At 39.9% G+C, this 12,724-nt stretch carries 10 protein-coding genes and 1 other RNA gene; 10 read left to right on the forward strand and 1 reads right to left on the reverse strand.

Annotation, left to right across the window (positions count from 1 at the left end; all coding sequences use genetic code 11):
* Positions 1 to 2 precede the first annotated feature (2 nt).
* The 5 genes from J8L86_RS00645 to J8L86_RS00665 are packed head-to-tail and all read left to right on the forward strand — an operon-like array spanning position 3 to position 3,484.
* Positions 3 to 776, forward strand: a complete 774-nt coding sequence (locus J8L86_RS00645; protein WP_211028240.1) for a TSUP family transporter — start codon at positions 3 to 5, stop codon at positions 774 to 776.
* Positions 767 to 1,438 (forward strand): primosomal replication protein, encoded by a 672-nt coding sequence (locus J8L86_RS00650; protein ID WP_065108395.1) that lies wholly within the window; start codon positions 767 to 769, stop codon positions 1,436 to 1,438. The genes J8L86_RS00645 and J8L86_RS00650 overlap by 10 nt, the downstream gene beginning before the upstream one ends.
* A gap of 9 nt (positions 1,439 to 1,447) precedes the next feature.
* Positions 1,448 to 2,179: a DUF2057 domain-containing protein gene (locus J8L86_RS00655; RefSeq protein WP_211028242.1), complete on the forward strand. Its 732-nt coding sequence runs from the start codon at positions 1,448 to 1,450 to the stop codon at positions 2,177 to 2,179.
* A 36-nt stretch (positions 2,180 to 2,215) separates the two neighbouring features.
* Positions 2,216 to 3,118, forward strand: coding sequence for a histone deacetylase (locus tag J8L86_RS00660; RefSeq protein WP_211028243.1), 903 nt, complete (start codon positions 2,216 to 2,218; stop codon positions 3,116 to 3,118).
* Between the two features lie 39 nt (positions 3,119 to 3,157).
* On the forward strand, positions 3,158 to 3,484 hold the full coding sequence (locus J8L86_RS00665; RefSeq protein WP_211028244.1) for a late competence development ComFB family protein: 327 nt from the start codon (positions 3,158 to 3,160) through the stop codon (positions 3,482 to 3,484).
* Between the two features lie 99 nt (positions 3,485 to 3,583).
* Here the strand turns inward: J8L86_RS00665 and ffs are convergent.
* Positions 3,584 to 3,680: signal recognition particle sRNA small type (gene ffs, locus J8L86_RS00670), an RNA gene on the reverse strand.
* Positions 3,681 to 4,394: 714 nt separating this feature from the next.
* Here ffs and J8L86_RS00675 point away from each other — a divergent pair.
* From J8L86_RS00675 to J8L86_RS00695, 5 genes are all read left to right on the forward strand, one after another.
* Complete coding sequence (locus J8L86_RS00675; RefSeq protein ID WP_055023910.1) at positions 4,395 to 6,527, forward strand: OmcA/MtrC family decaheme c-type cytochrome; 2,133 nt, start codon at positions 4,395 to 4,397, stop codon at positions 6,525 to 6,527.
* A 276-nt stretch (positions 6,528 to 6,803) separates the two neighbouring features.
* Positions 6,804 to 8,786 (forward strand): OmcA/MtrC family decaheme c-type cytochrome, encoded by a 1,983-nt coding sequence (locus J8L86_RS00680; protein WP_065108399.1) that lies wholly within the window; start codon positions 6,804 to 6,806, stop codon positions 8,784 to 8,786.
* An 82-nt stretch (positions 8,787 to 8,868) separates the two neighbouring features.
* A complete protein-coding gene (locus tag J8L86_RS00685; protein ID WP_065108400.1) occupies positions 8,869 to 9,858 on the forward strand; it encodes a DmsE family decaheme c-type cytochrome in 990 nt (329 codons plus the stop codon).
* 12 nt (positions 9,859 to 9,870) lie between these two features.
* Positions 9,871 to 11,958, forward strand: a complete 2,088-nt coding sequence (locus J8L86_RS00690; RefSeq protein WP_055023913.1) for an MtrB/PioB family decaheme-associated outer membrane protein — start codon at positions 9,871 to 9,873, stop codon at positions 11,956 to 11,958.
* Between the two features lie 176 nt (positions 11,959 to 12,134).
* Positions 12,135 to 12,713 (forward strand): hypothetical protein, encoded by a 579-nt coding sequence (locus J8L86_RS00695; RefSeq protein ID WP_065107027.1) that lies wholly within the window; start codon positions 12,135 to 12,137, stop codon positions 12,711 to 12,713.
* The last annotated feature ends 11 nt before the right edge of the window (positions 12,714 to 12,724 follow it).

Below are 12,724 nucleotides of genomic sequence, written 5' to 3' on the forward strand. Positions count from 1 at the left end.
ATTTGGAATTTCTGTTAGATCCTAGCCATTGGGCGTTTTTGGCTGTTATTGGATTAGTCGCTGGCTTTATTGATGCCGTAGTAGGAGGTGGTGGATTGTTATCAATTCCTGCACTACTGACTATGGGCATTCCACCTCATTTAGCCTTAGGCACAAATAAGCTGGCAGCATGTTTCGGCTCATTGACCGCTGGATATACTTATTATAAGCAGCAGCTCATCAAACTTAGATTTTGGCGAGCCGCCTTTATTACCACTTTTATAGGTGCTGTATTAGGCAGCATTTTAGTTTATTTAATCGACGCCGCTTGGCTCGAAAAAATTCTTCCATTGGTTATCATCAGCATCGCGTTTTATACCTTACTCAGCCCAAAAGCAATGGGAGATAATATCTCTGTTGCGCCCACCCAATCGCCGTGTAAAACGAAACAAGCAGCTCAAGGGACTCTACTAGGTTGCTACGATGGTTTTGCAGGTCCTGGCATTGGTGCCTTTTGGACAGTAAGCAGTATCAGGCTGCACAAGCTACCTTTATTAAACAGTTGCGCCCTTGCTAGGGTCATGACGTTTGTCAGTAATGTCACTGCACTCATTATTTTTGCCCTTTTAGGTGAAGTTGACTGGATACTGGGTCTATGGATGGGAGTGTGTATGATGGCGGGCTCATTCATTGGCGCGAAATCAGCAATACGATTCGGAATTCCCTTTGTCAAACCACTCTTTATTATCGTCGTACTAGCAATTGCAGCTAATCTTGCTTGGACAGCATGGTTATGAGAAATACAAATCAACTAATTCATCAATTAAAGCAGCAGCTCAATACACTTGAACGAGATGCGTTAAATCATGACCAGCAATTGCCTTCACAACAGAAGAAAATGCTGCAAGACATTGAAAGATTTAATTCGCAATTATTTATTCAGCAAGGTGCTCAGCTCACACCCTGTATCCAACAACTTAAAAAAGATATTGTTCAATTAGAAAAGCAACTTTCTCTAAAATTAGACATCAAAATTATCGAGTTAAGTTGCCAAAGAATACAAGACCGCTTTACTGCATTACGTCGAGCTTTAGTGACGACCAATATTAATGTAAAAACAGCTGAACAAAAACGTGCCAACAACCGTGCTAGGTATGCGAAGAAGCAACAGCAGCAACATGCCGACAGTGGATTTGCATGGATAGCTAACAATGTGATGAAAAATAGCCACCAGATTTACCAAGAGCTTAATAAACATTTGAATTGGGCTACAACTTTTGAACAAAAAATTGCAGAAATGGAAACTAAGCTTGCAAACTGTCACAGTGCTGACAAAATCACGATACAAAATGAAATCCTTTCTCTGCACCGCAGATTAGGAAAGTGCCGTCAAGCAATTAGCTATATTGAAGATAGGATTCAAATGTTTGAACGACCGCATCGAAATACAAATCGTTAAGGAGCAACAATGAAATTTACACTGCCGCTGAGTGCGACATTACTGGCTTTTGTCACTTCAACTTCTGTTATTGCAGCAAATCTCTCCATTCCTATGTCTTTTGAATATCTTGCTTTAGACGGCAAAGAAATTGATACCAATATGTTCTCGCATAAAACTAACCTTGAGTTAGATAACGGCCAGCACAAAATTGCAATTCGTTATCATGATATGGTTGATGATGATTTCAGTGATAGCCAAAGTTTTATTAAATCTTCACCATTTATTATCGATATCAAGGTTGATGGCGATTACGAGTATCAGTTAAAACCTATCGACGGCGACTATGTCAAAAAGCCTAAAGCCTTTGCCAAAGACCCTCAAGTCGTTATTTCTCGAAAAGATAACGGTGCAGTATCATATACAGTAACTCAAACAGATTATAAAGAGAGTAGTTTTATTTCCAATTTGTTCAACGGTAATCAAGGCGAAGATATTGATACCTTGTCTGCTTCAGCAACGGATAGTAATACAAAATCTTTACCTGTCGCTAAAGTTGCACCTAGTGCGACTGTTGCAGCAACGGCACCTGCTGTAGCCACTAGTGCAAATGAAGTTAACAAGACTAAAACAAGCAGTACAAAAGTTAACGCCAATAGCCAAACAGGAACACATCCTGAGCAAATGCTTCAATATTGGTGGCTTCAAGCTGATGAAGAAACTCGTAAAGAATTTATGAGCTGGGCGATTAAACAGCTATAACTTTTCTTCATCCCCACCGCGCTTTCGGTTTTACATTTGGGCATACCACTTGTTTATCACACCAGCTACTCTAAGCTGGTGTTACCGAGTGCGCACCGTTTTCCAACCACGAAATATCAATTATTGCAGCAATATTTAATTTCAAGCGGTATAGCCAATACAAAAGACTTTCACTCTCCTACTAAAATTTGCATAGACCAACTAAAACAAGTTCATGATCCCGATTATGTAGATGGCTTTTTAGCTAATACACTCGATACAAAACAAATGAGGCGGATTGGTTTCCCTTGGAGTGAATCATTAGTAGACAGAACCTTACATGCAGTTAATGGCACTGTACTTTGCGCGAAATTGGCAATCGAAAATGGCGTCGCTTTACACTTAAGTGGTGGTTACCATCATGCCCACCAAGATTTCGGTAGTGGCTTCTGTATTTTCAACGATTTGATATTAGCCGCATCGACTATGATCAATTCAAGTAAAGCCAGTAAAGTGTTAATCATTGACTGTGATGTACACCAAGGAGACGGCACTGCCACATTAGCCAGTAATAATACTAATATTGTTACTTGCTCATTTCATTGCCTTAAAAACTTCCCTGCGCGAAAAGCAAAATCAGATCACGATGTTGAATTTCACAAATATACCAATGATGATCAATTTATCGAGACAATAACAGAAGTTGTTCCTTACCTTATTAATATCCATCAACCAGATTTAATCCTTTATGATGCAGGCGTAGATATCCACATTAACGATGATCTAGGCTATCTCAACATTTCAACCGCTGGAATTTTAGCTAGAGATACAATAATTTTATCTACAGCAAAAAAGGCTCAAATCCCAATCGCGGCAGTTATCGGTGGTGGTTATAGCCGCGATGAAACTGAATTAACCCAACGCCATAGCCAACTTTTTATTGCAGCCAACTCAATCTAGTTGCAAACTGATATAAAAGTAGCGCCATCGGAGTAAATTATGCAGGTTGATATTCGCAATTATTATGAAGTCTTATTAATGGAAATATTAAGAGATGAAGGGTTAATGGAGGAACTGCCAGAAGAATACCTTGCCGACTTATGCTGCGTGACGTTAAATCAGTTGCCTGTTCGCTATATCAGACATCTAGTCGATACGTATTTTTTTGAAGATTATAATGAACTTCAAAATATGAAAAAAGAAATACAGGCCGCATTAGAGAAGTCTAGAGAATTTTTAAAATCGAACTTAAAAAGACGTTTAGCCGAAGAAGAGGCTGAAGCAAAAGCTAAAGTTGCAGCATTACCAAGTGTAGAAAACACATAATTGATGTTAATAAATACAAATATTAAAAGCCGATTACAAACTGGCTAGTAAACGATAAAACGTAATAAAGAAAGATAATAAAAAGAGGATTTGGAGGTTCCCCTAGAGCCACACCTCGGCACATGAGTCACCTGCTGCGGTTGCTCCCTTCCGGGCCTGGCCGAGTTCACAAGTTATCATTGCGAGGGGACCCTAAGGTCACCATAGATTTCACATTAAACGCTTCTTTTAATGTGAACGGCAGGATTATCCCCTAAGCCCCTGCCATGATCAAGCGAAATTATGGCTCATTCGATATGAACATGACTGTTTGCACAATCATTGCCCAATTTGCACATAATTTATCACAACTAAGGTAAATGCATGTTTATGCAATAACTTTAAATTTCAATACTAAATTCATTTCAAAAGTCTATTGATTTGGCCGCTCATTATTAATCGCGCAACAAATATGAGATCTGCATCACAATTTCCTTAAAAAGCTTGTAGTTGACCATTAAAATCAGCCAAAAATCACCTGATTATGCATACATTTTTTAACTAAAAGACCTATTATTAGTAATGGCAATTTTAGACGTAAGTAATGTATGTGATGGTACATTGAATAATGGATTTATTCGTTATGCTTACTGAAATTGAATATTCCTAACAGCTTAATAAAACACTGAAAAACTACAATATTGCAACGGATGAGCAATAACACTCCCGCCGGCATAACATTTTCAATATGCCAACTTGCAAATTGCAGATTTCAAAATACCTCTTTAGGCATACTAAGATCTTAATCACAGTGATTATAGAACTAAGTGAATAAAATAAAGAGGCTTATTAAAAGCTTGGATAATATCCATACACTTGATTTTATGATGAAGAATCAAGTACGAATAAAAATCTCTTGCAGGGAACAATGATGAAAAAATTCAATTTCAATACTACTGCTAAAGCGGTATTTAGTGCTGGCTTAATAGCCTTCGCTTTATCCGGTTGTGGCAGTGACGGTACCGACGGTAGTGATGGTGAAGACGGTGTTGTAGGCAAACCAGTTGGTTCTGTTTCAGCGTTAACGAGTACAATTACCACAGCAAGCGTTGATGAAAATCAATTTCTAACTGTTGATTTTAAATTAGCTGATGCAAACGGTGTTGCTCTTACAGGCCTAACACTTGCTGATATCGCCACGATATCTTTCGGACGAGTTGGTTCTGCAAATGAACCAGGTGAAGACGAAATTGTTAATCCAAGTGTCGATAGACAAATTTGGTTAAGTTACTTCAATAAAGACAAAGGCGATGGTTACTTCACAGGCTCTAGCTACTTTGACGGTAGTAAAAGTGAATGTGAAGATTGCTTCGTTGACAATAAAGATGGTAGCTATTCAATTACAATTGATAAAGCAATCGACACTCTAGATAAATACGACTACATGGCAGACGCAACCAACGGCGTTTACATGTCTATCAAAACAACCAACAACGAATCACAAACGTTAGTTAACAATAGTTTCTTCTATTGGGTACCTGCAACTGATGTAGAAGTTGAAAAACCACTACAAATTCTTGCAAATTCAGATTGTCAAACCTGTCACCGTGCTGATCAAGCTGGTGAATTATCAATGCATGGCAGTAAACATAATACAGAAGAAGCATGTTCTTTCTGTCACACTGATTACAACAGCTATAGCAAACAGGATACCGATAGCGAAGGTAATGCAATTGGTGAAGCGTATGAATACGATGGTTCAATCAAAGGTATGGTTCACAGTATCCATACTGAAGCTAACTTCTCTGACGCGGGTGTTTACCCACAAATGACATCAAACTGTTTAACTTGTCATAATCCAAATGAAGAGTTTAACTTAACTGATAGCTGGAAAGCTGATGTTGATACCACTGCATGTTGGAGCTGTCATAGCCCGAGCCCTGCAGCTGAAGCTGCCGGTGTTCCTGCTTCACATCAACAAGGCAATAACTGTTTAACTTGTCATAAAGACGGCGAACGCGCTCGTGGAGCAAATGAAGCCCATTACGCGTTAAACAGTAATTTCTTAGCAACAACACTCAAAGTTGAATTCAACTCTATGACTGTTGCCGATGATGAATCAGAAATTAAAGTAAACTTCACAGTGAAAAATGGTGAAGAATTAGTTGCGATTAACCAAATTGATCCTCGCCCATACCAATATGGTGGATTCAACAGTGCTATCGTCATTAATGGTGTATTAACTGATGACTTCTTAGTGAACTACCAAAAAGTAGGTTACGACACCTTTGTTGAAGAAGCGGATGGTTCTATTACCTCTACGGTCAGTGCTGATAGCTTTGATATCGCAACATTGATTGATGCAGGTTCAACTATCGTACTAAGCAGTCAACTTCATGTTTGTTCTCACAGAGGCGTCATCGAGTACTGTAACGAAGAAGATTTAGATGCTGGTGATCAGAGTGCTCCTTACGTAACCTCTGACACTTACTACTTCAACTTAGATGGTACAGTTGTTGAAGAATCACCACGTATGCAACATGCAGAAATGGCAGATTGTCAGCAATGTCACACGACTGAAATCACTCACCGTTATACCAATGACATTGATGGCTGTGCTTCTTGTCATAATGGTACCCGTGCAACATCAGGTGGTGAATCTTCTAACCTAGCATTTAAAGTTCACTCGAAGCATTACGTTTATGACTCAAGCGGTTCGTTATTCTTCAAGAAAACTGAATGTCAGGCATGTCATGGTGAAGATGGATTCTCTATCCAAAACATCACTGCTGAATCTACACCAGTTGCATTTGGTAAAGATGACAATGGATTGCTCGTTGTATCTCCACAAACTGCAGCTTGTGTTAGTTGTCACGTACCTCCATATGGTTTAAGCGAATCAACTATCCAACACATTGAAACTAATGGCGGTGTTGTCGGTACGATTGATTCATTAGGTGTTCCAGAAGCTGACTATGATGCATTGAATGTGGTTGAAACATGTTCAACTTGTCATAACGATGGACAAATCCTTGAAGCACACTCTAATTGGGGTGGACAGTAAAGGTTAATTAGCAAAATAAAGAGTCGCCAATGTGCGGCTCTTTTTGCTTTTTACTGATTTAAAGCGAGTTAGAACGACAAATATTATACCTCTTTATAAATAGACCGATCTGCTTCACAGTATCAGTCTAGATTTAAAGATTTTTATCTTGTTGTGGATTAACCTTGTAAGTGATGAATTTAAAACCCAAAAAGCTGAATTGACTCAAAAGACTATGTATCTAGGCACTAAATAAGCCAAGTCAAATTTAAGCAATGTCTTAATACGCAGGGACAAATGATGAACAAAAAAAATTCAAAAATAGCACTAATGCTTGTAGCAAGTGCAGTCAGCGTAGCCTTAACAGGCTGTGGCAGTGACGGTGATGATGGTAAAGATGGCAACCCTGGTCTTCCTGGTGGAACACCAGCAGAAGCAATTGAACAGCTTAATTTAGAAGTGCTGTCAGTGACTTATGCCGACAATATCCCTACAGTTAAAGTTTATGCGACTAATGAAGATGATGAAGCAGTAGTCGGATTAAAAGACTTTTCAATTGAAAATGCAGCTCAGCTTATCCCTGCAGGCGCTAGCGGCGCAGGAAACAGCGCGAACTGGCAGAAGCTTGGCTCAACCTCTACTTTTGTTGATAACAAAAATGGTAGCTACGACTTCACTTTCGAAAGCTTCGATACAGATACATTCAATTCAGAATTAACTCAACGTTTTAATGTTGTTGCTGAAGCTTCAACGTTATTAGACGGTGTTACAGAAGTACCGGTCAGTGAAATTGTTGCTGATTTCGACGGTGAAGGTTACGAAGCGCTATACACTAAAAATATCGTATCTCACGAAGCGTGTGCAGCATGTCACGCTGAAGGCGAGAAGATTTACCACAAAGCCACTACGGTTGAAACGTGTATTACTTGTCATACCCAAGAATGGGCAGATGGCCGTGGTAAACCTGAAGTTGCTTTCGCTCATTTAGTACATAACGTACATAACTCAAACAAAGTATGGGGTAAGAACGATTACACTGCTGAAACAGCACACGCTATCGTTCAAGATAACTGCCAAACATGTCACATTGAATCAGAAGAGTTAACTGAATGGGGTAACTGGACACGTATTCCAACAATGGAAACTTGTACAAGTTGTCACACGAACATTGACTTCAAAGCGGGTGAAGGTCATTCACAACAGTCTGATAACTCAAACTGTATCGCATGTCATAATGCTAGCTGGACAGAAGAGATTCACACTGGCGATTTCGTACAGAAAAAAGCCTTCATTGATATGTACGGCATGACATCTTCATTAATCGTTAATTCAGACAAAACAGCCACACTGTCTGTCACGATTACTGATGCTGCGGGTACTGCAATTGATGCATCAACTCTCGTAAGCAAAATCCAACGTATTGAGACTATCACTAACGTGGGTCCAAACTTCCCAATCATGGGTTACAACGCAAGCCCAGGAAACGGACAAGCAAAAGTCGCTTACGACTTGGTTAGAAATGGTGAATTAGGTGAAAATGTTTCTGTAGAAGCAGGTGCATTGCAATACACCCTACCAGCCCTTCCGTTTGATGAGTACTCACCTGCTGGCATCCAAGATACTGACACTGCATTTACTTTCGTTGGTTTAGAAATGTGTAACGACGGTACTGAGGCGGTTGATTGTGGTGAAGATATTGCTACAACAAGTATGAAAGCAGACTTAGTATTTGGCACTTTCTCAGGCGAAGCTCCAAGCATGCGTCATACTGATTCAGTCGCTTTTAATACCTGTGAAAACTGTCATGGTGAAACATTTGAAATTCACAAAGGTTACCATGCAGGTTTTGTTATGACTGAACAATTAGGTCGTGAAAATGCTGAAGGTGAAGTTGTAGTTGGCGTTGATGGTTGTGTGACTTGTCATACTCCTGATGGCACATACGCTTCAGGTGGTAATCAAGGTGCACTTGAAATGAAACTTCATAGTGTTCATGGCGAGGAAGGTATCATCAGTGATTGTGCGCAATGTCATAATGACTTCAATCTTGATGCATTCAAACAGAAAGGTGCATTAGCCACTTCAGCTGGCGAATACACAACGCCAATCACAGCCACTTGTGCTTCTTGTCATGGCTTCGATGAAATTAAAGCTCACGCAGAAGGCCAAGGCGCTGTTGTAAATGGTTCTTACGATGATGCCAATGCTTCAGCTCAACTTGAGTTCTGTATGGGATGTCATAAGCCAACTATCTTCGATCACACTGCGGTGAACATGTAATTGTAATATCAGGGAGAAGCTCGCTTCTCCCTTTTACAACTATAAATACATCTACATCATGGATAGATTGGGAAGCCTTACTATGAAAATTAAAATGAAATTAAACTCTTTAATCCCAACCTTTATGGCAATTGCACTGCTATCTCTTGGGATGTCTCATTCGGCCTATGCGTCGAAATGGGATGCCAAAATGACACCTGAAGAAGTCGAAGCTGTATTAGACAAAAAGTTCGAAGAAGGGAGTTACTCACCAAAAGGGGCTGACTCTTGCTTAATGTGTCATAGACGCTCTGAAAAAGTGATGGACCTATTTAAAGGCGTTCACGGTGCAATTGACTCTTCAAAAAGCCCAATGGCAGGTCTTCAATGTGAAGCATGTCACGGCCCAATGGGTAAACATAACCGTGGCGGTAATGAACCTGTCATTGCATTTGGCCCAGACTCAACGTTATCTCCTGAAAAACAAAACAGTGTTTGTATGGGTTGTCATTTAGATGACGAACGTATGTCTTGGAATACCAGCCATCACGACAATGCTGATGTTGCTTGTGCATCTTGTCACAGTGTTCACACTGCTAACGACCCTATTCTGGATAAAAAGACAGAAATGGAAGTGTGTACTAGTTGTCATACCAAGCAAAAAACTGACATGAACAAACGCTCTAGTCATCCAATGAAATGGAATCAAATGACATGTAGTGATTGTCATAATCCACATGGCAGCATGGCTGATTCAGACTTGGTTAAACCAAGTGTGAACGAGACGTGTTACTCATGTCACGCTGAAAAACGCGGCCCTAAACTATGGGAACATGCTCCAGTGACAGAAAATTGTGTCACTTGTCATAATCCACATGGCAGCGTAAACGAAGGAATGCTAAAAACTCGTGCTCCACAACTATGTCAGCAATGTCATGCCAGCGATGGCCATGCTAGCAATGCATATTTAGGGAACACAGGTATGGGTTCTAATGTTGGTGATAATGCCTTTACTGGTGGCCGCAGTTGCTTAAATTGTCATAGCCAAGTACATGGTTCAAACCACCCTTCTGGCAAATTACTTCAGCGTTAAGGATGTACGACTATGAAATTTAAACTGAATATTATCACCTTAGCGTTAGTTGCCAATGCTGGATTTGCAATGGCAGCAGATGGTTACGGTGTCGGCAATGCCAATACAGATAAAGTTAAATTTGATAAATGGGTCTGTAAAGGTTGTGCTGTAGAAACGGGTGTTACTGGTAGTGTTGGCGTTGGCGTTGGTTATAACAGTGAAGATGATATTCACTCAGCTAATGCTTTTGGTAGTGACAATGAAATCGCGCCTAAATTAGATGCTGATGTAAATTACATCGGAGAATCGGGTTATAGAGCGAAAGTTGAAGCAACAGATCTTGGCTTAGATAATGGCCGTTTGGATGTAAATGTTGGTAAATTAGGCCAGTACAACTTCAACCTAAATTACCGCTCATTAGCGACTTACAGCTCAAACACTGTTATGTCTCCGTATCAAGGTATTGGCGGTTCAGACCTCACATTACCAGATAACTGGGTCACTGCAGGTTCAACTGACGGTATGTCAGAGCTATATAGTAGCCTTAACCCATTCGAGCTTTCACTGAAACGCGAACGTGCAGGCCTTGGTTTTGAATATCAAACTGAATCAATGTTAACCACTTACGTTAATTATCAACGTGAAGAAAAAACCGGCACTAAGACAGCTTCAGGTAGCTTCTTCAATCAGTCAATGATGATTGCAGAGCCTGTTGACTACACAACTGATACCATCAATGCTGGTATCAAATTTAGCGGTAAAAACTGGTTCACAAGCTTAAACTACGATGGCTCTATCTTTAAAAATGATAATGCTGAATTAAGCTACGATAATGCGTTTAATCCGACTTTTGGTGCTCAGACTCGTGGCTATATGGCACTTGATCCTGATAACGAATCACATATCGTGTCGCTGCTAGGTCAATACACTGAAAATGGTACTGCTGTTAGCGGTCGCTTGATGTTCGGTCAAATGAGCCAAGATCAAGACGTGGTAACGTCTGGTTATGGCTATAGTGTGCCAACTGAATCTGTTGATGCTAAAGTTGATTTAACCGGGATGACATTAAAAGCAGTCAGCCGCGTTAACCGCTCTGTTCGAGTATCGGGTAGTTACGACTACTCTGACCGTGAAAACAACACGAATATTGAAGAGTGGACTCAAATCAGCATTAATGATGTTAACGGCCAAGTCGCTTATAACACCCCTTATGATCAAACAACTCACCGTGCAAAAATTGGTGCTGACTATCGCATTAACCGTGGTATGAAGTTAGACGGTGGTGTTGATTATAAACGTGATGAGCGCAGTTACTCAGAGCGTGAAGTCACTGAAGAAAGCACTATTTGGGCTCGTTACCGCTTAAACAGTTTTGAAAACTGGGACATGTGGGTAAAAGGTAGTTTCGGAAGTCGAGATGGCTCTGATTACCAAGCTTCTGAATGGACCTCTTCAGAAAATAACGACTTACTACGTAAATATTATTTAGCAGATCGTGATCGTAGCATGGTTGAAGCTCGTGTTAGCCATACACCAATCGATGCATTAACAATTGATTTAGGTGTTCGTTACGCATTAGATGACTACACTGATACCGAGATTGGGTTAACTGAGTCAAAAGACACCAGTTACGACGTTAATGTAAACTACATGTTTAACAAAGACGTTATGCTAAATGCATTCTATAACCATCAGGTTATTGAGTCACAACAATCTGGCAGTAGCACGTTCTCTGGCCCTACTTGGCAAGCTGACATCGAAGACACCGTTGACGTTGTTGGTGCTAACCTAAGTTACAACAACTTAATGGATAGCCGTCTACGTTTAGGTCTAGATTACACTTACTCAGAATCAGACAGTAATACTCAAGTACGCCAAGGTGTGACTGGAGACTACGGTGATTACTTTGCAAAAGTGCATAACGTTAATTTATATGGTCAATACCAAGCTACTGAGAAAATGGCTTTACGTCTTGATTATAAAATTGAAAAGTACCTAGATAATGATGCAGCAAATGATATCGCTCCTGATAACATTTGGAATGTCATGACCTTTGGAAGCAACAGTCACGATTACACTGCTCACATGATTATGTTAAGCGTCAACTACAAGTTGTAAGCGATAACACGATTAAAAAAAGCCTGCTATTTAGCAGGCTTTTTTGTTTTATCTATTTACTTTTGTGCTCACATTCTCATTTAACGATAAATAACTCACGATTGCTAAATTAACAAAAGCTATTCTACTCATTGTTGATTAAAATCTGAGGAATGAGAACATATAGACACATTACCATGCTTAAAAAGTCCCTAATCATTTCGAGTTTGCCATTATTGTTATTGTCTGCACCAGCGTTTGCATCCACAACAACCATGGCCAACAACAGCTTATTGGTATTTATCGCACTTATGGCTTTTGTGACCATTAATGCCGTTGTGCAAACCTGCTGCTACTTTTCTGGCCAATATGTCCAGTCCAGCTTTAGCCATAAACATGTAACCGTCTCGGTTATTATTCCTCTCATTGCATTGATAGGTTTTATTAATCAATATCAGAGTTTTGCGCAGTTTATTCTCTACTTTGGCGTTGTATTACTATCGATTGGTGCTGCTTTAATACCTTTACCATTAACCAACAAACGCCCTCCTTCACGCTTTTCTGCATTGATTCTGCTTAGCGGTGCCATCATCATTTTGCCTTTAAGTATTATTGTGGCGCCGATTAGTCTATTTTCAATCGCGCTTTGCCACATTGCTTTGAAACAATCGCAAACACCACCTATTGCCAAATTTGCGACATTATTGACATTAATTACCAGTTACGGTTTATTGATTTACTGGTTATTTCAATTCGTTAATCAAATCGCAGCCTAATCCAATTTGTG

Origin of the sequence: Shewanella sp. MMG014 (assembly GCF_018100775.1) — a bacterium.
Classification (GTDB): Bacteria; Pseudomonadota; Gammaproteobacteria; order Enterobacterales; family Shewanellaceae; genus Shewanella; species Shewanella japonica.